23 protein-coding genes are annotated in these 25,040 nt (G+C 43.3%); 17 read left to right on the forward strand and 6 right to left on the reverse strand.

Translation table 11 applies throughout. The annotated features are described in order from the left end of the window. Nucleotides 1–72: 72 nt before the first annotated feature. From L6442_RS13295 to L6442_RS13305, 3 genes are all read right to left on the reverse strand, one after another. Complete coding sequence (locus L6442_RS13295; RefSeq protein ID WP_212977316.1) at nt 73–546, reverse strand: hypothetical protein; 474 nt, start codon at nt 544–546, stop codon at nt 73–75. Then, on the reverse strand, nt 494–1,351 hold the full coding sequence (locus L6442_RS13300) for a hypothetical protein (protein WP_212977317.1): 858 nt from the start codon (nt 1,349–1,351) through the stop codon (nt 494–496). Before L6442_RS13300 ends, L6442_RS13295 begins: the two co-directional genes overlap by 53 nt. Before the next feature lie 361 nt (nt 1,352–1,712). Then, nucleotides 1,713–2,492 carry a zinc ribbon domain-containing protein gene (locus L6442_RS13305; RefSeq protein ID WP_212977318.1) on the reverse strand — a complete coding sequence of 260 codons (780 nt, stop codon included), beginning with the start codon at nt 2,490–2,492 and terminating at the stop codon, nt 1,713–1,715. A 434-nt stretch (nt 2,493–2,926) separates the two neighbouring features. Here L6442_RS13305 and L6442_RS13310 point away from each other — a divergent pair, with 434 nt between their 5' ends. Next, a complete protein-coding gene (locus tag L6442_RS13310) occupies nt 2,927–3,157 on the forward strand; it encodes an AbrB/MazE/SpoVT family DNA-binding domain-containing protein (RefSeq protein WP_212977319.1) in 231 nt (76 codons plus the stop codon). After that, complete coding sequence (mazF, locus tag L6442_RS13315) at nt 3,151–3,492, forward strand: endoribonuclease MazF (RefSeq protein ID WP_194233053.1); 342 nt, start codon at nt 3,151–3,153, stop codon at nt 3,490–3,492. Before L6442_RS13310 ends, mazF begins: the two co-directional genes overlap by 7 nt. 106 nt (nt 3,493–3,598) lie before the next feature. Here mazF and L6442_RS13320 read toward each other — a convergent pair whose 3' ends face one another. Beyond that, nucleotides 3,599–3,817, reverse strand: a complete 219-nt coding sequence (locus L6442_RS13320) for a helix-turn-helix domain-containing protein (RefSeq protein ID WP_212977320.1) — start codon at nt 3,815–3,817, stop codon at nt 3,599–3,601. Between the two features lie 117 nt (nt 3,818–3,934). Here L6442_RS13320 and L6442_RS13325 point away from each other — a divergent pair, with 117 nt between their 5' ends. Further along, on the forward strand, nt 3,935–4,222 hold the full coding sequence (locus tag L6442_RS13325; protein WP_212977321.1) for a DUF6809 family protein: 288 nt from the start codon (nt 3,935–3,937) through the stop codon (nt 4,220–4,222). Nucleotides 4,223–4,419: 197 nt separating this feature from the next. On the opposite strand, the gene L6442_RS13330 is transcribed toward L6442_RS13325, so the two are convergent. Together L6442_RS13330 and L6442_RS13335 are read right to left on the reverse strand one after the other, a co-directional pair. Beyond that, entirely contained in the window at nt 4,420–5,241 is an 822-nt protein-coding gene (locus tag L6442_RS13330; RefSeq protein ID WP_212977322.1) for an alpha/beta fold hydrolase, read from the reverse strand. 168 nt (nt 5,242–5,409) lie between these two features. Next, a complete protein-coding gene (locus L6442_RS13335; RefSeq protein WP_212977323.1) occupies nt 5,410–6,780 on the reverse strand; it encodes an aminotransferase-like domain-containing protein in 1,371 nt (456 codons plus the stop codon). Between the two features lie 660 nt (nt 6,781–7,440). On the opposite strand from L6442_RS13335, the gene L6442_RS13340 reads away from it, so the two are divergent. The 14 genes from L6442_RS13340 (at nt 7,441) to L6442_RS13405 (ending at nt 25,034) form a co-directional block, all read left to right on the forward strand. Continuing rightward, nucleotides 7,441–7,602 (forward strand): thiazolylpeptide-type bacteriocin, encoded by a 162-nt coding sequence (locus L6442_RS13340; RefSeq protein WP_212977324.1) that lies wholly within the window; start codon nt 7,441–7,443, stop codon nt 7,600–7,602. An 84-nt stretch (nt 7,603–7,686) separates the two neighbouring features. Then, nucleotides 7,687–10,119: a hypothetical protein gene (locus tag L6442_RS13345; protein WP_212977325.1), complete on the forward strand. Its 2,433-nt coding sequence runs from the start codon at nt 7,687–7,689 to the stop codon at nt 10,117–10,119. Nucleotides 10,120–10,128: 9 nt separating this feature from the next. Next, the gene (locus L6442_RS13350) at nt 10,129–11,181 is read left to right on the forward strand and encodes a hypothetical protein (protein WP_212977326.1); all 1,053 of its coding nucleotides are present in this window, start codon (nt 10,129–10,131) and stop codon (nt 11,179–11,181) included. Nucleotides 11,182–11,184: 3 nt separating this feature from the next. Further along, the gene (locus tag L6442_RS13355; RefSeq protein ID WP_212977327.1) at nt 11,185–13,029 is read left to right on the forward strand and encodes a YcaO-like family protein; all 1,845 of its coding nucleotides are present in this window, start codon (nt 11,185–11,187) and stop codon (nt 13,027–13,029) included. Between the two features lie 25 nt (nt 13,030–13,054). Further along, on the forward strand, nt 13,055–15,661 hold the full coding sequence (locus tag L6442_RS13360; RefSeq protein WP_212977328.1) for a lantibiotic dehydratase: 2,607 nt from the start codon (nt 13,055–13,057) through the stop codon (nt 15,659–15,661). After that, on the forward strand, nt 15,613–16,683 hold the full coding sequence (locus L6442_RS13365) for a hypothetical protein (RefSeq protein WP_212977329.1): 1,071 nt from the start codon (nt 15,613–15,615) through the stop codon (nt 16,681–16,683). The genes L6442_RS13360 and L6442_RS13365 overlap by 49 nt, the downstream gene beginning before the upstream one ends. 3 nt (nt 16,684–16,686) lie before the next feature. Beyond that, nucleotides 16,687–17,985, forward strand: coding sequence for a hypothetical protein (locus L6442_RS13370; protein WP_212977330.1), 1,299 nt, complete (start codon nt 16,687–16,689; stop codon nt 17,983–17,985). Then, nucleotides 17,982–19,892, forward strand: coding sequence for a YcaO-like family protein (locus L6442_RS13375; protein ID WP_212977331.1), 1,911 nt, complete (start codon nt 17,982–17,984; stop codon nt 19,890–19,892). Before L6442_RS13370 ends, L6442_RS13375 begins: the two co-directional genes overlap by 4 nt. A 71-nt stretch (nt 19,893–19,963) precedes the next feature. After that, nucleotides 19,964–20,890: a thiopeptide-type bacteriocin biosynthesis protein gene (locus tag L6442_RS13380; protein WP_212977332.1), complete on the forward strand. Its 927-nt coding sequence runs from the start codon at nt 19,964–19,966 to the stop codon at nt 20,888–20,890. Continuing rightward, nucleotides 20,850–21,683: a SagB/ThcOx family dehydrogenase gene (locus tag L6442_RS13385; RefSeq protein WP_212977333.1), complete on the forward strand. Its 834-nt coding sequence runs from the start codon at nt 20,850–20,852 to the stop codon at nt 21,681–21,683. Before L6442_RS13380 ends, L6442_RS13385 begins: the two co-directional genes overlap by 41 nt. Before the next feature lie 14 nt (nt 21,684–21,697). Further along, a complete protein-coding gene (locus L6442_RS13390) occupies nt 21,698–22,513 on the forward strand; it encodes a hypothetical protein (RefSeq protein WP_212977334.1) in 816 nt (271 codons plus the stop codon). A gap of 19 nt (nt 22,514–22,532) precedes the next feature. Continuing rightward, nucleotides 22,533–23,351 carry a SagB family peptide dehydrogenase gene (locus L6442_RS13395; RefSeq protein WP_212977335.1) on the forward strand — a complete coding sequence of 273 codons (819 nt, stop codon included), beginning with the start codon at nt 22,533–22,535 and terminating at the stop codon, nt 23,349–23,351. Between the two features lie 14 nt (nt 23,352–23,365). Then, a complete protein-coding gene (locus L6442_RS13400) occupies nt 23,366–24,190 on the forward strand; it encodes a hypothetical protein (RefSeq protein ID WP_212977336.1) in 825 nt (274 codons plus the stop codon). Then, nucleotides 24,168–25,034, forward strand: coding sequence for an ABC transporter ATP-binding protein (locus tag L6442_RS13405; protein ID WP_212977337.1), 867 nt, complete (start codon nt 24,168–24,170; stop codon nt 25,032–25,034). The genes L6442_RS13400 and L6442_RS13405 overlap by 23 nt, the downstream gene beginning before the upstream one ends. The last annotated feature ends 6 nt before the right edge of the window (nt 25,035–25,040 follow it).

The following is a 25,040-nucleotide window of genomic DNA, read 5'->3' on the forward strand; positions in this document are numbered from 1 at the left end:
TGCGATTTTATAGGCAGATTGAAATTGAAAAAACAACGAACCGTTCAAAAGAACGATTCGCTGTTTACAAAATTAATATTCAGCACCATGGTTAAAGGTTAAGTATTCCGCACCATGATTGAGCGGCGAGTATTCCGCGCCATGATTAAGGGCTGAGTATTCCGCGCCATGATTAAGTGCTGAGTATTCCGCACCATGATTGAGTGGCGAGTATTCCGCGCCATGATTGAGTGGTGAGTATTCCGCGCCATGATTGAGTGGTGAGTATTCAGCACCATGATTGAGTGGTGAGTATTCAGCACCATGATTGAGTGGTGAGTATTCCGCACCATGATTAAGGGCTGAGTATTCTGCGCCATGATTGAGCGGCGAGTATTCCGCGCCATGATTGAGTGGCGAGTATTCCGCACCATGATTAAGGGCTGAGTATTCTGCGCCATGGTTTAATTGCTTGATCGGTGCGCTAGCTTGTGTGACGGACGGTAATGCAGCACTACTGAATGCGATGATGGCTAAAGCGGTGACTAAAGTTAAAGCCTTCTTCATTAGAAATCTCTCCTTCAAAAATTTTTTTGATTAAAGTCGAGTAATCTCTAAGTTGAGAAGCTGTTGCGTGGGGTTTTAGTGTCTCGAATAATGCGACAGATTTTTTAAAATATTTGTCGTTTCCTATTTTATCAGAAAATACTAAATTATGTAAAGATCTGTTGATAGCATTTTTAAAATTATTATTTAAAGAATCATATAACGACAGCATGAATGAAAATGATAGATACCTCGTTGCCGATACTTTCTCGGCGTGATAGGAGTCTTGAACGTAATATGTCAGCTGCTCCAACTCGCGATCAATGTTATAGCCATGGTAGATGGCTGATTCAAGCAAGGTGATAAGCCCCGAAAGAATTTGATCATGGTTTTGTTCCAGGTATTCTACATACTCCGACAGTTTGGTTTTGTTCCCGGTCAAGATTTCGAGTGTCAATAAGTTGCCTTTGGCGAATTTTCTGAAATCTTCAATTACTGTATACGCTTCATCCGTCGAATCATTGAGCCAACCTAAATCCGAGTAATAGTCAATACATTCGAATGCATCCGGGAACATTTTTAATTTCTGAAAAGCAAGACCTTTCATCAAGTAACTGTAACCGAAATAATAAGAAATATGTCTTTTGGTTTCCAAGCCAACATTTAGCCCTTTATAAGGGTTATTGTTGATAGCCTCGGCAGAATCCAATAAGCTGGCAGATAATGAGATGACTTCCTCCCAGTTCTCGAATGCATACGCCATTTTTACCATATTGACCAATGTGTCTATATCTATTTGTTCAATCGCAGTATAGCTTTCAAGCAAAGGAATAACCTCCTTTGTATTACAAATATTAACATTATATATTATATAAGGATATTCAACATATGGTCAATAACCTGGAGGGGCTATTAAAAATGTTAATTAGATAGATTCATAAATAATTCAGTATTTATTTTGAAAATGATAATCATCGGGCGTACCCTCAAAGAAGCCAGGCCGCTTTTCAACGGAAATTTTCCTTACGATATCAGGCTCTATTTTTCTCTGAAGATGATTTTTGAAATGAAAAAAGAAGGGTCTTTCGACCCTTCACGGTTGCTTACTTGATTGAAATTTTAAATGAGTTGTCACTAAAATCCATGCTTGCTCAGGGCTATAACCATTTCTTGAGCCTCTTTTGAATTCATATATCTTGTGAACCGATGTAGTCATTAATTTTTGATTCATCAAGGTTAGGTAATAAGATTTTAAATTGATTATAATATTTGGATATCCCAGCTGACAATTCATTGGTTTTTTTATTAAATTCAATTAAACTGCCTGTCGGTGAATCGGCTTGATCGGCAAATTGAGTATAATTGCCATACATTTCGACCAATATACCGTAAGCTTTTTGAAATTCTTCAGGTGGATTATTCAAGCTCTTCATTAAAGCATCAACGGATTGAGTATTTTCTCTTACTTTTTTTAGAATTCCTTTATCTTCGAGTTCTTCTCTTTGATATTTAATTGCTTCATTAAAACTATATGCTTTTTTCCCATTCACTTGAATGCCATAACGGGCTTTAATTGCTCCACTCCAAACTGTAGAATACAAATTAGTAATTTTTTCGGATATGTATGAGTATGCCACTATTTTAATAACAGCTTCGGATATATCATTTTGGTATTTTTGAATCATTGCCGCTTTCGCTGCCGCCTCTTCCTTTTGTTGTTTATCATTATAATACCAATAACTTGCACTAATCATTGCAATGATAATAATTATAACTAAGGAAATAATGATTGGTTTCTTTTTTGATTTTCTATTCAAAGACGTTTCATTGTTACTAACAATTGATGTAACCGTACCTGTCTCGATACCACTAGATATTTCCAGCGTACTTTCTGAGACTTTATGTCCACATTTATTACAAAAGGTACTGTCATCTGGTAATATTTGATTACAATTGGTACAATACATAGTTCTATTTCCCCCTAAATAACAAAGTGAGTAAATTTTACCACGAATCGAAGGGTAGGTATATAGTCTTGATTGGTTGAATTTTAAAACATATACTTTTTATAATAAAAATAGACATGACAATCTATAGCTTTCATTATATGACTATCTAATCAGGTAGGTGAACATTATACGAACAAACGATTTTGTTTAAGCACATGTACGAAGAAGATAGAAGTTTGATATGCACCCAGGTAACTGGTTGATAAAAAGAAGGGGGTTATAAGTACATTTGAAAATGCTATTGAACTGGCTGTAAATTCTGAATAAACATCCAAAAGCCAAACTTTCATCTTAACACCCCGAGATTTAATTTTCTGAAGTCGTACCTCAATTTGACTTTTTATTAACAATAGGTTTATACTTTGTATATACTTTAGTTTGGGGGCGGTTCCATGTTTCAAGTTCAAAAATGGGGTAACAGCTTAGGCATTCGCATCCCGAAGTCCCTTGCCTTGAAGGTTGGTATTAAGGAAGGCTCTGAGGTCGATCTTGATGTGGAAGATGGTCATCTTGTAATAAAGCCGAAGTCGGCAACACTGGATGAACTTCTTGCCCAGGTCACGCCGGAAAATCTCCATAAAGAGGTTTCTACTGGTGAACCACAAGGACAGGAGTCATGGTAAGTTATTCGTATGTGCCAGATCGCGGCGACTTGGTGTGGTTGCAATTCAACCCACAAGCAGGTCATGAACAAGCTGGAAAGCGTCCTGCCTTGGTCATCTCACCTGCCGCGTATAACGGTAAGGTTGGGCTTTCTCTGCTCTGTCCGGTAACGTCCAAGATCAAGGGCTACCCATTCGAGGTTGTCATTCCGCAGGATGTACCTATCGAGGGGGTAATACTCTCCGATCAGGTAAAAAGTCTCGACTGGCAGTCTAGACAGGCAACCTTCATCTGCAAAGTACCAGATGAGACGTTGGTTGAGGTTGTTTCCAAAATGGAGTTGTTGATTCGATAACAGTTGTGCCTTCCAACGGGGTTACTTGGAAGGCATTTTCGTATTTATATATTGTTCTTTTACCTGAAAGGATAGATTACTATAGAAGTTTCCGTATTGCAGAGTCTTAGGTAGATGGGTAAGGCTCTTTTTTATTGGTTCTATTTAATAAATAATCAGTGCTTGTATGATGGAAATCAGCGAGTTTGATCAAGATTGCCGTTGGAATATCCACATCACCTCGCTCATAATTACTGTAAATTCGTTGGCTGCAATTTAGATACTCGGCCATTTGAGTCTGAGTTAAATCCTTGTCCTCACGTAGGTTTCGGATTCGTTGGTACATGTTATACACCCCCAAAACAAACAATATATTAGCGAGTATTTCGCTATTGATTTTAGCGAAAAAATCACTAAAATCAGTTAAAGGAAGTTCACTCATTTTGGAAGAGAGGTGTATAAAATGAACATTTTAGAAGAAATGTATTACGGAAATTACCGTCCAAATGAACGAGTTCATACAGAAGAATCAGAGTATGCATTTGTGGCCGAGAATATTGATCGAATCGTGAAAACCCTGAGCAATAATCTATCGAATCAGAATTGTGAGCAATTCGAAAAATTATTGGAGTTATACCATGAATTGATATCGATACAGTCTGCATCTGCTTACTCCGTTGGATTCAAAATGGGAACATTGATGATGATTGAAGTATTGGTTGGTAATGAAGATCTAATACATAAGAGTTAATATATGATGTTAATAAACAAATGTTACCAGAAATAGGCCGCCCTTAAAACAACTTAGGGTACGGCCTATTTTTGTTAATTTTTAAACCACGAAATAAAAAGATTTATATAAAAACAGTCTAGTTTTCTCTTTTATTAAAGGGAAAGCTAGACTGTTTTATTTTTCCTTTCATATGAATACGGACAATAATATTAATCCTAGGCTAACTTGGTGCTCGCCGGCCCGTCGCCTAAAAAGGTAATAACGGCCTCGTTGAATGCAGAAGCCGAATCCACATTGGAAATATGTGCGCCGCCCTGAATCTCGATATAGAGCGCATCCGGAACGCGATCTGCCATGCGCCGGGAAACAACCGGCGGTGACATTCGGTCCCGCTCGCCTGCGATAAACAGGACGGGCATGGAAAGGGAGGTTAGACGCGTGGTCGCATCGAAGCCGACAATCCCATCCGCCACATACGCGAGTGATGGTCCGTCTGCTGCCGCAGCCAGGCCGTGCCAAACCTGATAGGTCTTCAACCCTTCCGCGCTGGCCCGGAAGGGTCCGCCCACATTCATGGGCCAGATGCCTTCAAATCGCTTGACCGGACCGTCTTCACCGCGGAACGTTCTGGCCCATCCTTCGGCCATGGTCCGGAATTCATCCGTTGCCGTCGTATCGAAGCTGTTGGCGACGATGAGTTTCCCGACGCGCCGAGGCTGTGTGAGCGCGATCTCGAGAGCCACCATCCCACCCAATGACAGGCCGATGATGTCGGCGGCTTCGATGGAAAGATGATCGAGGAGAGCAACCACGTCCGCGGCGAGGTCGGACACGCCGAGTGGATGGTCGAGCTTTGCCGAGGCACCGTGCCCGGCATGGTCCGGCACAATCACCCGAAATCCCGCCTCGACCAGCGGCGTTATTTGAGGTGCCCAGGCACGACCGGAATTACTGATGCCATGCAGCAGGACGACAGGGCGGCCGGATCCAAATTCAATGAAATAATTACGGCGGTTGCCGTTGATGTAGTATGCCATGGTTTTGCTCCTTTGTAGTTGGTTTATCGTGAAAGGCTATCCATTAGAATATCAATGCCCCTCGCCATTTCATTTTAATCGTCAGTACCAAGTGCTACAATAAAGGAAAAACGCATCTGTACCGGTACAGATGCGCAAGAGCCATGATGCTTTCACCGCCGAAGTAATTCAGGGAAATTTAGAATGGCCTGCTGCGGCGGTCTGTCGTATTTCATTGATTAATACACCAACGCCATGCTCGATACCATCCATACGCGCAAGAGAAACATTCAACTTTAACAAGTTGTCTTTCGGAAAAGAAGGAAGATAATGCTTGTCGATCGGTTCAATCCATATTGATTTCCTTTTTAGTCTTCTAATCACTTCATTCGCCGGTATGGTATCATTCAGTTTAATGTAGGTATGCAGGGAAAATTTCACAGTAGCATCGAATGTAAAAAGATCCCCATTCTGAATGAACTGCTGTTCTAAAGCTGCATGAAGGAGTTGTGATCTTTGATCATAAAAGGATTTAATTTTTTGTTTATGCCGGTCAAACATGCTGCTTTTCAAGTATATTTCCAAAGCACCTTGCGAAAGCATAGAACTATCGATATCTTGAATTCTCTTATACTGCGTAAAAACGGAAAGTAGAATGTCGGGTATGACGGCGATACCGATTCTTAATCCTGGAAAAATGACTTTAGAATAGCTTTTTAAGTAAATGACACGCGATTTGTCGTCGTAAGCGTATATAGGATCAGCTTTAGTATCATGCTCCAAATCAGCCAAATAGTCATCTTCAACAATATAGACATCGTATTTATGCGCAAGGGCAACGATTTTCTTTTTCTCCTCAGTGCTGTAAGAACAACCCAATGGGTTATGGAATCTGGGCATGGTGTAAAAGAATTTAATATCCTCTGTTTTGAAAATTTCCTCCAGTTCCCCCAAATCGATGCCTCGGGATGTTCTCTTTATTCCTATAACCGGAACATGATAAGTCATCAAATGTTCGATGAATAAATGATAGCCTGGTTGTTCGATCAAAATTTTTCTTTTTCCGTTTGGGAAGGGAAGAGCGGTCAAAATGGAAAGGGCTTGCTGGATCCCGGAGACAACAAAAAGGTTATGGACTTTCGTGAATACCTGATAATTCGCTAATTGTTTTTGCATAATGTTGAGGAGTGATGGCAACCCTTGCGGCGTTCCATAAATAAACAAGTCCTGCTTATACGTATCAATGGCCTTATTGACGCAATGTTGGAAATCCAAATAAGGGAAAATGCGGGAGTCCGGTGAAGAAGTCGCAAAATCAATGGCGCCCTCCTCCTCATAATTAGGAATCATCGTTGATTTGACGACGTAATAGCCGCTTTTGTCCACAGAATAGACGATGTGGCGTCGTTCAAGATCATTTAGAGCCCGTATAACGGTGCTTTTATTAACTTTATATTGGTTTGCCAGAACCCGAATGGAAGGTAGCTTGTCCCCTTCTTTAAAGGTATGGTTGTCGATTAGATTTTCTAATTCTTTAACGATAAGCAAAAATTTATGCATGAAAGTCAGCTCCTGCGTCTGTACCGATACAGATGTAATTTTAGGCTATTGTAGCATAGGGCACACCTAATTAAAAATAAATGGACAAGTTTCGCAGGCTGGCCAGCGTCTTATTTTACGGGTATTTCAGCTGTTAATACTGGCGGGTTTGTCTCTTTTTTTACCGTGAGACGACTGACATTGAAAATTCAAAATTTTTACAAAGAGATTGATAAAGAACTATTTTAGGTTTAAAATGGAATAAAATAGATATTATGGTATAAAAAATAGGGGTGAAACAGCCTAGGTTTGTGCTCAAAGCTAAAACATATATCATCCACCACCAACTCTCCTTTTCAGCCTCGTTCCCCATTTCATATGTGAGGCGCTGCTTTTCCTCTCTGGCTCTACATACTTTGAATCTCTCCGTCTATCAAGTCAATCAGGCAGAATTCTCAATAATTATTTATCGGAAACTGATAGATATGCAGTCTGAAAGAAAAAAAATATTTTTGTTTGAAATAAAAACCATATAATAAATATATTTACAAATATTGAATGTATATACTATAATAGAGACGAACCGATATGTTTTTAATTACATAAGATTTCTGCTATCGGTGAATCTGACCTGAATTGGGTTAGGTACAGCAGTAACATGAAATCGGGGAGGTGAAAAGAATGAATGAAATCAAAGACCTGTTGGAAGAGATCGAGCTTGAAGTTATCGAACTCGACCAAGTAGAAGCTGTTCCTTCTACAGCAGCGACTTCAGGCGGAAACTGGGGTTGCTCGACTTGCGGTTCTTCTTCCTGTTCTTCTACATCTTCTTCTTGTGCTTAATTTCGCTTCATTGACACAAAGGGGAGTAATGGTGAAGTGGACTCCCCTTTGTGTCCATGACCTGGAATGTCTGGAGGTGAAGTCTTGAACATTCTATATGCCTTGCGCCGAAATCATGTCTCAGTTGCAGAGATTCGTCAGGTTAAAGGCGATTTTTATAATGAATACCTTCAATTCAGACAAATGGCAAAGCAGCTCAGTGATTGGCGGCAGAGTTTGCATAAACGGCTTTCCGCTCTTATCGATTCCGATTCCTCGCGTCGAATAGCGTACATTTACCTTCAAAAGATGTTAAGTGAAGAAAAAAACGGCTTGGAACGCATTCCAAAGGCGGACCAGCTTGACAGTGATTTACTAAATGAAATACTGCAATATCACCACTTCCAGGAAAGTGTGCACAAATCAAATTTGGCATTAGATGCAAATTTTATGTTGGAAACAGAGCGGGGCGATCACACTTTAAGACAAATCTATGAACAGAATTGGCATGTTCAAAACGCGCTTCTAACGACCAACAGCCCAATGTTCCGCTCGCTCAAAAACCCTGCGACTAGAAAAAAGAAGACTAAGTTATGGAAAGTGATGATGAGGGCGTTCGCCAAGACCGCGCCTCTTTCAACATATACATCGTTATCTTTATTTGATCAGCGCGACGATTCAATGCGTTTGGAAATCAATCAATGCGTGTTATTGAAGTTATTGGATCTATTTCTGCTTATCCCTGAAGTTATGCGGAACAGTAACTTTTTGGTTGACTATGAGTTGGCGAACGAGGGAATACAAACGCGAAGCCGCTATGGAAAATTACAAGTGGCCAAGCTGTTTTATGGGAATGAAAACTCCGTGTATACCGTACCGAAACAGTTAGGCGATTTATTTCCATGCGGGGACGTGCTTTCAAGCGAGCAGATTATGGCTGCTGGGGGCATATGGATGACAACGGAAATGCTCAGAAAACTTCAACTTCTTGGTTTTTTTAAAAACACCGTACAAGTTGAATGCCCGGAACCGAACTTGCGGCAACTTATAGGGATCGCTGAGCGATATACCGGAAAGTCACTGAGGATAGAAGAGTTTGTAAACCACCTGAAATCGGCGCAGGAGATTTGTTCCCATCTTGAAAAATGTTTTGACCTTCATCATAAGGAACGGGACCTATGTGATTTGCGGCACCACTTGGAGTGCTGTGCAGCACTTTGCGATGGGAGAGACCAACTGCATGATTTTGAACCAGTCGCTGAAAGTAGTTATTTCTGCACTGAGCAGAGTAATCCTGGGATAACGGAGGGGTTGGAGAAGTATTTACGAATTCTGGCTGAGTTTATGCCTGTATTCGATAATCGTTTGATTTTTCAACACTACGTCAAAAACATCGTGGAACAAAAAGGAAAGATCCCGTTCGCTGAAATACTATCGACATTCCACACGCTGGTTAATGAATATCAGAAGTTTGCGGTCGACCAAACCTTGGATCGCAGTTTCTTTTGTTCGGATGAAGTGTCCAGAAAACTCATGAATCTTCGCAAAAATTATCATCAAGTTATGATGAATTGCGCTGACGGAACCAACGTTCTATTACCGGAGACTTTGGTAGATTCAATCATCGAACAATTACGCCGACTTCCTATTAACTCAACGGCTTTCACCAAGTTTTTAATACAGCATGACAAGAGTGGTTATTTCGTTATCAATGATTTGCAGTTCAGCTATTTAAATTTTTTTATTCGCCATGGCATGCCTAGTCAAAATGAGCAATTATTTCGTTTGCTAAAACAGAAACTGCAATGTGACGGATCTCCGGTAAGGCTAATTACATATTCACCTTCGTACGGCTATCATCCGAATTTGAGCATGCTTCAAGGGGAAGTGAAATGGAGGCATCCCAGCGGTCTGAGGCTTGATTTTTTTCAACACCCTTCGTTTTTTGGACACTGCACACTAAGCTGGGATCGGGAGTATCTCAGATTTCAATTGGAATATGGGGATCAGAAAATCATTCCGCTTTATACAGGGCAGCTGGCGCCATCCCATCTTTCCGAACATATGACGGTATTACCGTACCTATTTCAAAATGGCTTTGCTCAAGGTATACAAGTCCATTATTTGTCCATTTCACTTCGGGATTACACGGAGCTTGGACGGATAACTTTCGGCCCGTTGGTTTTGCAAAGAAAGCGGCAAATTCTGCATAGTAAGCTTCTCGAGAACATTGGCCCCGAGTTTCAAGGATACGCCAAATTTCATGAGTTATTAGAACATTACCACATTCCTGCCCAAACTTTCGTGCGGCTATTTCCTGTTGTGGATGGTAAGTTGCAGATCCGTTACGGAGATGTGGGGTTACATAAACCGATTTTCTTTGATGCGGAAGAACCTGTATATTATTCGCACATGTTACGGCATATTTATGCCAATATGCGAAAATACGGTGAACTGGCTGTCGTTTTTGAAGAAGCAATGCCAAATCCATATGAAAATGAAACCGTGGTACAAGAGCATTTATACGAGATTGGGTAGGTGATGGACGTGAGCAAACTGCCAATCAAAGTCGTGAAAAACGGGCATTCTGTTACCATCGTTGGCCAAGGACGGGCTCTTCAGATCAAAAATATGGATGAAGCCAAGGTTCTGCACCTATTGACCTCTGACGACCTCTCGCCCATGGAGCTGAACTTGGTCAGCAGAATCAAACGCGGTTTATCAAATGAGGAACAAATAGGTGAAATAGGCGAATGCCGGATGCAGCCCTATGAACTGGGGGATCGAATTCTGTTGGTATCAAATGTCTGTAATCAATGCATGGCATTGCAGCATCCGTTTTGTTCTCTGCCGCGGCACACGATTCCGGAATGGCTGCTGGAACGAGCCTACCGCCATAATATGAGCTTGACTCTTGACGAATGCGGTATCGTTTCCCTCTCGGCTTTGACGACAGTCGCTCATGCCAAGTGCTGTCCTACGAGCGTCGTTCCTTTCACGGATTTTAGCGAAGAGCGAACGGTAAATGAATCATTGTTGCAGCTGGACCTGCTGTCACAAGTAATCCGTGATTATCAATTTTATCATGAGGTCGTGTGGACGATTGAAGCAGATCTACTGCACGCAAAAAAACGGTTTTTCGGCATTACCAAAAGCGAAACGATCGAAAAACTGATCGTATATGTTTTAGAGAACTATTACAATTACGAGGGATTTTTTCTAGGTTTCTCGAAGAAAACCGCTTTATTGCAATATCTAAATGCCAGCAGCTTAAATGCTGAACAAGGTCCTCTGCAGCAAACGCTAGACATTATTCATCATCCGTTAATAGATGGATTGGGCATGAAACAAAGGATTCAATGTGCTACATATGAACACATGTCAACACCAACACCATTCTTACATGTACGAATTACCCTGAATGACACGCACTATCATTCGATTGCCAGCAGTCTGGAACATGCTCTTATTGATATATACAGTCAATATGCAGAAGGGGATACTTATGTGCCTCAGCCGGGTGTGGCTCTTCACAAGCTGTATCAATACCATGATGGATTCACTGAAAAATACCATTTTTGTATTATTGGGGGGGAGTAAACAGTGCCCCGGTACGTTTTGGAAGGAACCCATGAACGCAAGTGCCATATGTCGATTCCATTATCGGATACCGATTCGCTTTTTTGCCTGATTGATTATGCTGACCGCGCCTGGGATCGGCCCATGATTCAGGAAGAGATCAACTCATTTCTCTATCTTTATTTTGATCATGATGAAGTGGTGGTTGGACCGATATTTGACGTTACCGGAATGGGATGTCCGGCTTGCTTTCGCTTAAGAAGAAAGTGGAACGCAAGGGAACTGGAATATCAGAAGGAGCATTCGAATATCGCCTTGTTAACGCCATACCATTTGGATACCGATGTTTTGCATGAGTTGGCAGTTTGTTTACTGACAAGCAAGGAATATAACCAAGCAGGTTATCCGTATTATCGCATTGATTTTCAAGGCCATATCGAACGATATGTTTTCCGGCCGCTCTACAGATGTCCCATGTGCTGCGGGGAGTATGACCATGATGATATAAAGCGGATTGAGAGTGGGCTAAACGAAGAGTTATTTGTGGATGTATTTTCTTCATACCGATTTACGCGAGATTGGAAACTTATCGATGATACATTCTCAATTCGTAATCCGGATTCCAATTTCGTCATTTACCAAGATATAAATCTCGATTCATTGTTCTCGGTGGGATCAGTTTTTCGCATCGAGCACGACGACAGATACATTGTAGGGACAGGCACCAGTTTTCAATTCGAGAATGCCTGCCGCAAATCATATTTTGAAGCCCTGGAACGGCTTGCCGGAACGCATCCACGGGGACGCGAACGTGAAAGTGTTTGGACTGATTATTCAGCGCTGAGGAAAGAGTCGGATGTGTTGGATCCGAGAAATATTCTGGATGATGTTATTGGCATCAATGAGGAAGCGATATCCTTTACTCCGGATCGGAGTGTGCCATGGGTTGAAGCGTACTCCTGGAAGTCAAAGGGAAGCGTATATATTCCGGAGTGTTTTGTTTATTACAAATATGACCGTGATTACAAGGGAAACTCTTGCATGTTGTTCAAGGGCAATTCCAACGGCCACGCGCTTGGCGGCGGCATTTTGGACAGCGTTTATTATGCTTGTTTGGAACTTATCGAACGCGACGCTTTTTTAAATCATTGGTATTTGCAGAAGACACCTGTACAAATGGATCCAAAAACCATCGAAAATGGAAGAATCCATTATATTATCGATCGTTTAAACCGTTTGGAATATGACGTTGTATTATTTGATATTACGATGGAAACAAATATACCCACGATATGGGCATTAGCGCTAGGCCAAACGGATTTTAAGTTTGCTACCTATTCAACTTGTGCGACCAATCACCATCCTGAGGAAGCAATGTTGTCGGCTTTGCAGGAAATGCTGCTCGCATTAGAGTTTCATGACGGACATTTGGACGAGATGCAGAAGAAGGCGGAACAAGTCAAACTTGGAGGTGTCCGTCAGTTGGATGATCATCCACTGTTGTATATATTGGCGTCGGAACGGTCCTGTTTCGATTTTCTTATCCAAAGTTCTATTATACGTTCCATTAAAGAGTCATTTCCGGCCTTTTACGCTAAAAAGAATGACAAAGTCGACGTGAAACGGGCAGTGCATGGATTACTTGATACACTGCTTCAACTCCATGGAGATGTGATTATTGCACGTCAAACCCCGGAGGGATATCTGCCGCTTCAATTGGAGTGCGTAAAAGTTCTTGTCCCGGGAATGCAGCAGCTTTGGTTTGGCGAGCAAAACCGGATTGTGAATCGGGCACGATTGAAGCAAGCAAGTGAATTTTGGGGGATACAGGAGCGGAAACTAAACGAAGCTCCACATCCGTTTCCATGAAATGTAAGCAAAGGAGCAAATACCAATGAGACTCTCACCTCTGTATATTTATCGAGAGACCCATTTTCCTCTAGCATACGTTCGGCCTTTTTTGGGGGATCTCGGTTTGGAATACGAGCGGCTAATGGAGCGCCTTGATGATCTGGTTCACGAGATTCACAGGCTTACCTCGCTGATGGAAGCCGAGATCAAGCTGATACCGGATGATCAAGACAGGCGAGCTGCAATTAACTTTAAACGTGATTTGTTTAATATGCGCAGCAGTGCTTCCGATAAGTTTTGCTTGTTGCAAGATGCATTTTCACAAGAGACAAGGGTAAATATCAAAATCATTTTAAACAAACTAGATCAACTATCCGCCGAGCAGGCTGAGCTCCATGCGGAATATGAAAAAACATATCTGATGGAAAGAAGATGGATACAGCAAGTTTATCATGACGACATGGAGTTGCGGAATGCATTGATTTTGTTGAATTCCGCCATCTTTAAAAACCTTGAGGCATACCTGTGCACCGATATAGACAAGCATAACCGACAGCTGCGCAAATTGGATTATGTGCTGCTCCGTTTCCTCACTAGAGCCGTCATGAAGACGAGCCCATTTGCCAACCTTACCTATTCAGGTGTGGGTTCCTTTAGTAAACCTGCAGCTTCGGGAAGAAAACGGCTCTATCCAAGAATCAATGACGCTATATTACTACGCGTCTTTGACCGAATTTGCCTTTTTCCAAAGATTGCCGAGAAATTATCGTATCAACTGAATGACACCTTGATGGAAAAGGAAGGGAAATATTATATAACCGTACTGAAGGATGGAGAAAAAAAACGAAAATTGTACAAAGCAAGTCAGCAGTTATGCGTATTACCGGTGAATCCCGCTATTGCATCTTTGTTTGCCGAACTGAAAAAAGCGGAACAATTGCCATATCATCACATTTTGGAGTGCCTGAACAAGAACGGGGTCGAGAAGGAAAAGTCAATGAAACTGATCTTCTATCTCATTGAAAACGGGGTACTCGAACGAACGTTATATATGAATGGACAAATGGAAGATTTGGTAGAGGAACTTCTGATCAACTTGCGTAAATTGGAATTCGATCATCCCTGTTTATCCCAATTAAGCCGCCTACAAATTTTGTTGATGGGACTGAGAGACAAGATGGGCAGCTACAGTTGTTTGGAAGAAGTCTATCAGCTAATAGAACGAGTGACCAGACCTTTCGGCTTGAATTTTGAGCGTCGCGACATGCTTTACATAGACGGGATCGACGAGACCCACCAAACCCAAAACCGATCGGGAGAACGAAATTGGCAGCAGCCATTGGCTGATTTTGAATGGATGACTATGGCTTTTGACGTGACGCTTAAGATGAGATACAATGCCAGTCTGTTTTTTAAAGAACGATATGGATTGGACTGGGCACCAAATAACGCGCAAGAAATGTCCGGTGTTTTGCGGGACTTGGCGCAGGCGCTTTTTTTTGATCAAGAGTTGTTTGAAACTGGCCGGGGACGATTTAAGGAAGATAGTCATTTTGCTAGCGACAAGGCAAATCAGCTCCACCAAATGGCAAGAATGATCATAAACCATCTGAAATCGCAAATGGGTTCGGCAGAAATCAGCCTTGACGAAGATTTCGTCAAGCCCATTGTGAAGGGGATCCAAGACGTGATTGGCGGCGAACTTATTTCTCACTCTTTTTTCGTTCAATGCTCGGAAGAAAAGATGGTCGTAAACCATATTTATAAAGGATATGGCATGTTCTTCGCCAGGTTTTTAAAGTATTTGAATTTTACGGACGACGATTATGAGTCATATGTTCAGGATTGTTTTGAGGATAAAGGAATCACCGACATCCGGAATACGTTTGGGTTTAACGCGAATTTACGAAAATCTGTCGTCAAGCAGGCGTTCCAACTCCCGATCTCGACTGAAAACGGTTCGGATGGGGCGCTCACTTGGAGGGATCTCGGATTAAAGTACAATGACCACACCAACTTGCTTGAATTTTATGAAAAACAAAGCGGAGAAGTAATCCGTCCGCAGTTCTTGGGGACCCTCACGCTTTTGGCAACTCCCCCGATATTAAATGTATTTGATACGCTTGCATCGCACGGAACGCTGTATTTTGACTTGGGCGAAGTATTGATTCAGGAGCAATTACAGGCCGGAGTAAATCAACCCGTAAGCAAAATTCCCAGAGTCTCCATGGCTGAAGGGAACTTAGTGTTATCTAGGGCCAAATGGGTCATTCGTACGGCAGATTTGATTGGGGCATGCGGTAACGTAGGTAAGCATTTCGAAACATGGTGCAAGATCGTCGCATTTTGTGCACAACATGATATTCCTAGGCAATTTTACTTGCGACCCTATACCATCGATCTGTCTCAGATGGAAAATTTGTCAGACAGAAAACCGCAGTTTATCAATTTATCTTCGCCGCTTCTGTTTCACTTGTTGATGCAGATCATCGAAAAAAATGACTATATCCTGATTGAGGAGGAACTTCCGGCCATCGGCAGCGATCGCAATTCTGTAACCGAATATATTTATGAAATAACACATAACGGGGGGGAAGAACAATGGAACTCAAAAGCCTGCAATGCTTTCTCTACGACAACGATGCACTGAACCAGTTGATTCGCAAGACGGTTGCTTTTCTAAATGAAAATGATATTCGCGATGTCATCATTCAAAAGGATTGGGTGCAGGGATTTCATCTGAATCTCACGTGGGCGGCCGCTGAAAATGTTATGGGACTCGAAAATCATATCTCTTCCTTATTATCTGGAAACGACTCCCGATATGGGGAGCAGGATTATGATCGGTTCGAAGTTATGATGGAGACGCTCAAGAAAATGGAAGGTTACCAGGGAGAAGTTTTGCCTTTAATGAAAGATGGGTCTGTTTTGAATGTGACTTCTGCTGAAGTGCTAAAGAAAAATCCGTTGTGCGGGCCGCATATCAATTTACAGGTGGAAAAGCTGAAAACGGAAATACTACGCCGAATTTATCTTGATTGGACGGAGTACAGCCTAGAACAGCAAAACATGGAGATAACAAAAGTGTTTTTTATTACGTCACAGCTTAGTCCAGGTGGAATTCGTTACGGATATTTATCTCTCAGATCGAATTTCGAGTATTTCAAGCAGCAGTTGACTGAATTGAAAAATAAAGATCGTGCTGCCGCATATTATACCTCCATTCATAGCCGCACCGAAGCTGAGCAGGAATTCATTCAAAATGGGGTGGCCGAATTTTTGAACGAGGTCTACGACAACGAGCCTTTTTTCAACAATATGAGGGATCTGATTCAACGGCTGCAGCATGTTTATTCTGAAGCTTTTGAGGCCGGGGAGTTATACGTTAAGGAGATGCATTTTGGCGATGATTTCTTGGATCGACATCCGAACGCTTCCGAGTTTCATAAAGCATTTTTCACGAATCCCGAATTTCTCAAGCAATACCGCTCCAAGGAGTTTATCGTTTACCGGTTTATCGCCAGCACCATTTATTCACTACTGCCTTTATTAAGCATATCTCCGATCAGAAAGCAAAAAATTACTGGGATGGTGGCGGACAGCGTAGAGTCCCATTTTTCGACGAATTGGCTGGAAGTCTACAATGATATGGCGCGCAAGCTGGAGGCGTAACTTATGCCCAATTACATAGTGAATAACCGTAACCAACTGTACATCTACAACGGGCAAGGGCTCTTTCAAATTGCTCTCAAACCGGAGGTGCAGCAAAAATTCAAGGCGATGCTGGGAGGCGAAGATGCCGGAGTTATAGAGATAGACGATACGATTGCAGCCAAACTTTTAAAAGGGAAACGGACGGAGTCAGCGATGGATGGGGCTCAAGCTGCTGTTGCGGCAACGATGGTAATGGAAAGAGATCTGCACTCAAAGGAGATGCGTTATGTTCATCTGGGCCCAACAAGCGGAGTCCTTGCTACATGTTTCTCGAACGAAAATCTTAAGGAACTTCGGGCTGATGATGCGGCTGAAAAAGCAGATCCCATACTTGACCTGTACGTACGGCACTTTTTGAAATGGAGTGAGGGAACGGCGGATCGTTCTGGCCACAAAAGATTTCTTGTCGATCTTCAGCAGTCCCACATTATACGTGAAATCCAGCTTCTATCCGATTTTCCCCTTGTTGAGATCGATGTATCTAAACAAGGGTGGAGCGAGCGACAGGATCCAATGGAGCAATTAACCAGGCTGGAGACGTTGGAAAGCAGGCTTGTTCATCACTTTGTTCCCGGCGATCAGACTTGGAATCAAATTCCTTACAAGATCGCAGTTTCAACTAATGAAGCGTATTGCGTCGGTGAGAGCCAAATCAATGAGATTATTCGGTGTAGTTACCTGAATCTGGAGCATGTTCTTTCAGGGGTCTACCCAGTCGGTAAATGGGTTGTGTGCGAAAACTTGCAGCAAATGGTAGAGAAATGCGCGAGGTTATTGTTTGAAGTGGTGGATCGCTCCGAGATGGTCCGATATGATGTTCCATTTCGTACCATAAAAAGCTTGATTGGCAGAGCTGCCGTTTATTCCATGATTCATCACTACATACCGGAATGCGAAGAGACATTGACGATCGAAATACAGCATCATTGCGGGCTGGACATCTACGGAATAACAGCGATCCAATCCGGCCGCGCATGTACGCAGACACAGTATGGAACTAATCCCGAGCTTTTGTTGAATAATGTTTTGCAGCACTACTTTGCGCTTCTTTTTCAAAATATGATACAAGTCAAAGAGGAATCGGAATTAGGCAAAATCATTCCATTGCAAATGGTTCCCGCATACCTCCCGTGTGGGCGGCACGATCTAATAAAACAAGCGCTGAATTCTTACTTCCATGTCCGCGAATTGCGGTCAGATATTTTTGCGCAAGCCAATATTCAAGTGGTTAATCTTGTTGAAAAGCAGGTGCAAACATGAAGGAAGTCGCGCTTTATAACAATGACAGTGAATTTTTGCGAAATGTCATAAAGGGATTGGGCGCAGCAGGGATTCCCTATCGATTGGTGGATTCCTACGATGAGTCTCTCCAATTGTTGTATGTACTGGCCGATAATCTGCAAAATGGAGAACTGATGAAAATATGCGCCTTCAGATGCCAAGTCTTTGCATTCCGCGTTGTAATGGATACGTTGGTTGTCGGACCGTTTCGCAAGTCCAATAGGGACAGTTGTCCGGGATGCCTGGAGATGCGTTTAAAGCAGCCGCATTACGAAACCATTTTGAGCGTGACTTCCGGAATGACTTTACCATACATGCTTGACGATAGGTATCTCTCGTTTGTCGTCGATTTCATCAAGCTGTATGATCAGGTTCCGGTTTTGCTCGATAGATATGTAAACCGTTGCGAGCATGTGAATTTCGCTGCCTATCGGATCACGAATTACCATGTTATGCAAGATGAGTTCTGTCCTGTATGCGGGCAGTTCATAGAGGACGAGCAAAGCTTTGACGGGCGGCTGCAAAGTATTTTTAAGAGACAGGCCAAGGAATACCGACAAAACCCCGAACTCGATATCACATCATTAAAAGAGGCGTTTATCGATCCGAATACGGGTATTTTTCGCAGGCAGTTTAGGGAGCTGCGCTCCAAATACGTCGAATCGAGCGGAGTGGAGATGAAGGTGTCGCCTACTTATACAGAAGCCGGTTATGGACGGAATTACTCTCGAACCTCAGCGGCGAAACTAGGCTTTCTGGAAGGGATTGAGAGGTATTGCGGGATTTTCGACCGGCGTGCCCGCTCCACACTTTATCAATCCTACGCAGAGCTTGGGGACCGGGCTATTAACCCGGTAGTTTTCGGCTTGCACGGGCACGAGGAGATGAACCATCCTCATTTTGATTTAAAAGTTTATAACGAGTATCTCCCCATTTATTGGAAATACGCATATTCCTGCAAGGAACAGCGGAAAATGCTGGTCCCGGAACAACTCGTTTTTTTTGGGGATGCATTTTACCGCCGCGATGGCAACCGTTTTGCGTATGACAGCTCGAACGGAATGGCTCTTGGCGGCTCGTATGAAGAAGCGGTTCTTTATGGGCTGCTTGAACTTATAGAGCGGGATCATTTCCTTTGCGCCTGGTATAACCGATTAGAGCTACAGGAGATCGACGTAAACGGCAACTTGTCGCCGGAATTGGAACGATTGTTGTTTTATGCCCGGTTGGAAGGCATCGAAGTGCATTTTTACGACATTTCGATGGAACTTGGCATCCCGAGTGTCTGGGCGCTTGCCTACAATAAAAATCCGCAAGCGCAGATGAAATCATACAATGCGGCTGCCGCTCATCTGGTCCCGGAAAAGGCCGTCGAATCCGCCGCTTTGGAGGTTTTAACGTCGCTGCCGATTTACGAATATTTGCTTGCGACTGACGAAAGAGTACGCCAGCGTGTTGCGTGGTTGGAGGGGAATCCGGAGGGGGTTACGGAATTTGAAGACCACGTGCTGTTTTATGCCAGCGCATCCAACGCCGAAAATCTGGCATTTGTTTTGCGTGAACATGAGGCTGTGCCGTTCCATGAAATCTATCGGAGATTGAGCCTGAAAGGGAAGTTCGCCAATCCGGATTTAAAAGAAGATGTGGAGGAGCTTATCCAGCAGGTCCTGCGGTTTTACATGGACGTACTGATCGTTAATGTCACACCTCCTCACATTGAGCAATCAGGTTTATGCGCGGTGAAGGTGATTGTTCCAGGCATGCTGCCGATGACTTTTGGCAATCAACATAAACGGATTATACCTGACCGCTTGTTAAGGGAACGAAAGCGAAGGGGACTTTCCGAAAAATTTACTGTCAATGCGGCTCCGCATCCATTCCCTTGAGTTAAGGATGGCCAGGCAAGAACGTTTGTCATAATTTGGTGAATTGCACGTATGGAGGAGGAAAAAGCTCAATGACTTGGGAGACGCGTTATGTTTTCGTTCATGATTATGAGCTGCACGACGAACTGATTCTTCGAATCGGAACATATTTGCAAAAGCTGACGCATGCCGAAAATCTGCAAAAGTGGTTTTTCCTTAGGTATTGGGAGGGAGGTCCTCATATACGTTTAAGGTGGCTGGCGGAGAGGGACGTTCAGCCGGATGACGAAATTTTGACCATGGTACGGCAGTTTCTGGCCGAGCATCCGCCATTGGTGCGGCTAACCAAGGAGAAATATTATCAGAATCATAAATTCGACGGTTCGCCGCTGGAACATCATGCTCTTCCTTGGTATGAACATGGGCAGATGGTTTCCGCGGATTATGAACCGGAATATGACCGCTATGGCGGTCAAGCGCTGATGCCTTTGACGGAACATTTGTTTATGGTTTCAAGCCGGTATGCACTTGATGTTATCCTGGCCACGCGATCTAATCCTTCAAGTATCAGGCTAATCTACGCTTTAGCCATATTGAAGCGATTGAGCGGCGAAGTATGGGAACAAGGGATGCTGGAGATAGAACTTTCCGAATTTTACCACAATTGCATGCAAAGCTGGGTTCGGCTTTATTCCATTCAGGATCTCCAATATGCGGATATTCTGCTGAACAATTGCCGCCGTCAAGCCGCTTCCATTCGGAGCATCGTGGCATGTTTGTCTACGGATGCGTCGTACCTGTCTTTTCAGGATGGATTACTGGCAGGTCTGGGTCAAATCATGAATGCCGTACATGACAACAAAAAGTTTCGCTCGATTTTGTTTTCGCATCTGCATATGTTTTTAAACCGCTTAGGTGTCGCCCCTGAATATGAGTGTGCCGTGTACTACATTTTAAGGGAGCTGGGAGGGGAACTGCATGACGGAGCGCACATTCGCAAATCATCTGGAGCAATTTGATTATGAAGATTTGTTCACCGACTTGATGAAATCCGAACAAAGATCCGTTGCGTGGCGCGCATATTACGGACCGCGTGCAGATTACACGTATCCCGATCCGGCGGATAAAGTGCAGGCCAGCTGGCCGGAGGTTTCATTATCGGATATACCGCTGCAGCAAGTCCATCATGATGTGCGGCTTGTAGATTGCCTGCGTGCCAGACAGTCCAATGTCCTAAGCGCTATGGGAGAACCCTGGCATTTGTACGATCTCGCCGCATTGTTATCTTTGGCAGCAGGAGAGCGTGGGCAAACCAAAACAATCAACCACTCCGATGCGTCTGAAGCGGCCGACGTTTCTATGCGTACCTATCCATCCGGAGGTGCGCTATATCCGGTAGATCTCTATATTTATGTACGCGATGTTTCGGATCTTGCAAAAGGATTTTACATGTATGTGGCGGAACGCCAAGCGCTTTATCAAATACGGGAAGAGATCACCGAAAGTGAACTTGCCGGGCTTTTTCCCATGACGACTTTCCAAATGGACGCTAATAACTCATTTGATAATACTGCCTTTATTGTAATGTTGGTAGCGAATCTGGAACACAGCTTTCCTAAGTATGGACGGCTATCCCATCAGCTTGCTTTGATCGAGGCCGGGCATATCGGTCAAAATCTGCAGCTCGTCGCAACGTCCATGGGCAAACATTCCTTGCCGTCATGCGGATATTTTGCGGATAAAATCGCAGAAATGTTGTGTGTTGGCAAAAACATGTACAAACACATTGTTTACTGCATGTTTTTGGGCTGAGAGGAGGTTCGCATATGTTGAATCCATTTTATCGGATCGAAAATGTAGAAGACGGGCTTGCGGTGTGGAATATCTACAGGAACGAACCCGTGCTGAAAGTGACAGGCAAAAGCGTGAAGTTCCTTCATCAGGCCGCAGAATACCAAGATGTAACCGAAGCGAATACCGAATTGAAGCGCAAACTCAGCCAGCGGGGAATCTTCCTAGATGTAAAGAGGGCAAACATGTATAAAAAATTATTGATGTGGACGGAGGAATTTGAATCTGTCATAGACCGTTACAAAAGCTCCGAAGTCATTATTCGCTGTTTGCAGCAAACCGATATCCGGATGTTGGCAAGCGCAGGGCAATCCATTTTTGAAAAAACCGGATTAACTGCGTTTTCCGGCAACACTAATGCAACTTATATCCATTATCTTGTGTTTTATGACAGCAAGGAGGCATTACAGCGATTAGTCAAACTCATTGACCGCAGATATTGTTCTACGTTGTTCTTGTGTAAAACTAATGAAAACGAAATATTGGAAATCGGGCCATGTTATCCGATCACGGCATCTTTCTGTTTTGACTGTTTGATCGATAACTTGGATCGATACCGTGTTATTTACACAAGAGTAAACGAGTGCTTGCCCGCAGAAATGCTGGAAAATGAGTATTTAAAAGCAATTATGGACTACTACACGTTGTTCATGACGACTTTGGCGCAAACACATGAACGTAAAATTCTCATTGAATACGGCAGCTGCTCCAGCACTACGGTGATTCCGCCGCGCAGTCCTCGCTGTACCTGCTATATTGAAAGTCAAAGCGGAAGCTTTGCCGATACTTAGCATTCGAAAGGAGATGCATATGGAAGAAACCTTGCTCAGGGACCATAATGAATTCTTTGCGTATAAGGACTTTTTCGAGCTGCTCGAAAAATATAAGCAAAGATCCGTTGCATGGCGTGCGCATTTTGAACCGCGAGATCTTGTGCAGGATGATTATGCGCCAACCTATACTTATGAACAGTTAGTCCCGTTGACCAGGGATTGCCAAGAGGATGAATTAGTGCGGAAGCAGCTGCTTGACGTCTTGCAAAACAGGCGCTCCGATACGTTCGGGGAGGGGAGAAGCAAATGGAAGCTGAGCGACTTGTCGAAGCTGCTTGCTTTTGCGGCAGGTACCCGTCCAACGGATGTGTTCGTGCCGGAAGCAAGCGATCCTATCCATTTCCGGACTTACCCATCGGGAGGAGCCATGTACTCTGTTTTATTGTTTTTAATTACGAAAGGAATCGAAGGGCTGCCGGACGGACTGTATCGGTATGGGGCAGAAGCAAACGCGTTATACCGCTTTGGCGATCCCGTCAGCCAGGTGGAGATTGAACAGCTGTTTCCCGTAACTCAATTTCGGCTTTCTGCGCAAGCGGACTCGTTGACGGAGTCCCCGGTTTTTATTTTTTTCGTATCCAATTATCGTTACTTGTTTCAAAAATACGGCTTTGCTTCTTATCCATTAAGCCTTCTTGAAGCCGGGCATATCTGTCAAAATATTCAATTGATGTCCACGGCGCTCGGCAAATCATCCCGCCCCGTTGCCGGACTATTCGCGGATCGGATCGAGAAGTTGCTAGGCATAAGAAATAGAAAATATTTACATTGCGTGTATAGCGTGATACTGTGGTGAGGTGAGGGTACGGCATGCGAAACCCGTTTTATTGCCTTGATAAATATGCAGATAGTTGGGCGATTTTTAACGTATTTCGTCCATCCCAACCGGTGGCCTTATTAAAAAATGTAGTAGTTGAGGATCAGCTTCTAACGCTATTGGAGCAAGGGACAACGGCACCTGAACATGATTGGCTTCGCCGGCTGAAAGCTCGTGGAATCTTTATTGAGGAACATGAATCGGACTTTTACTCCATTTTACGAGAGGTTATAGGACATGCCGAGGGAATTGATCCTTTTGCGTTGTCTGAGCTTGTCTTGACTGAACTGCGCCATTCCAATTTTCAGGTCATCGGCGATCCTTGCGGGTTATTAAACGGCCTGCCTCAACCTTCCGGCAATGTGCGGCTGGCAGATCAAATTTTGCACTACGTTGTCACGTACCATAACCGCAGTGAATTAAATTATATACTGGGAAGCCTGAAATTGGATCATGCCAAAAGCCTGATTTTATGCAGAATGGAGGAAGGGAAATGTACGGAATTTGGCCCCGTTTATCAAGTGGAACCAGGGTTGTGCATACCGTGCCTTATTGAAAAACAGGATTCTTATAAGATTATAGGGGTGATTGACCGATTCAACCTGCCTCATCAATTTCATCTTAAAGAATATGTGAAAGTCCTAGTCGATATCTATTCATCTTATACCGTCCGCTTAGGGCAGCTTCACGAACGCAAAATGCTGATCGCAGACCATCGATTAAGTTTAACTTCCGCAATGAATCCAATTTGTTTTGATTGCAAGTGCATGAATGATGCCAAATGGGGTGAGGAAAATGGAGCTTTTGCAGTTCAATGAAGTTTCCAAGAGGTTTAGCAAAAAGAATGTTCTTGAAAATGTTTCGTTTACGCTGCAGGCCAACGAATGTGCAGCGCTTATCGGTCCTAACGGCAGTGGGAAGTCTACCATTATCAATTTAATGCTTGATTTACTGACTCCCGACGGAGGCAGCATCAAACGCAATTACCGTCCGACGCATGATGTTGGCGTCATGTTCCAAAATGACTATTTCCCCGAGAATCTTAGGGTGCGTGAAGTACTTGATCTTCATCAAAGTTATTATGGAGTCAAAAATCTTGTGGATGAAATTCTGCAGTCAACTGAATTATCAAGTGTCGCCAAAAGCAATGTGTTCAGTCTTTCCGGAGGGCAAAAGCGCAGATTATCGCTGGCGATTGCTTTGTTGGTCGCCCCCAAGCTGCTTTTCCTTGACGAGCCGACCAACGGGATGGACGTTCAGTCGCGGGAACTGTTTTGGAATCAGATTCAGCAGTTAAAGAAATCCGAAAGAACCATTTTTGTCACGTCGCACAATCTGGACGAACTGAATGATTATTGCGATCGTTTCATTTTCCTGAAAAACGGTGTGATCGTTAAAGATATCACCAAGGCTGAAATGCGGAATGAACGCATGCTTGTCATCGCGAGTCCAACTCCCGATACAGTTCATGCCGTTTGCCGTAATTACGGCGGCAGGATGGCCGAAGATATATTATTCGTTCCTGGAGCGGCGGTAAATGACCAACTGTTATCTTATTTGCAGGAGCAGCAGGTGAATTATGCAGAACGCTTTAAAGATGTAAAGGATGTGTACAGGGAAATTTATATGCAGGAAGGAAGCGGCGAGAAAGCAAGCCGTTAAACAAGA

Source organism: Paenibacillus azoreducens, from assembly GCF_021654775.1.
GTDB classification, from domain to species: Bacteria; Bacillota; Bacilli; order Paenibacillales; family Paenibacillaceae; genus Paenibacillus_AQ; species Paenibacillus_AQ azoreducens.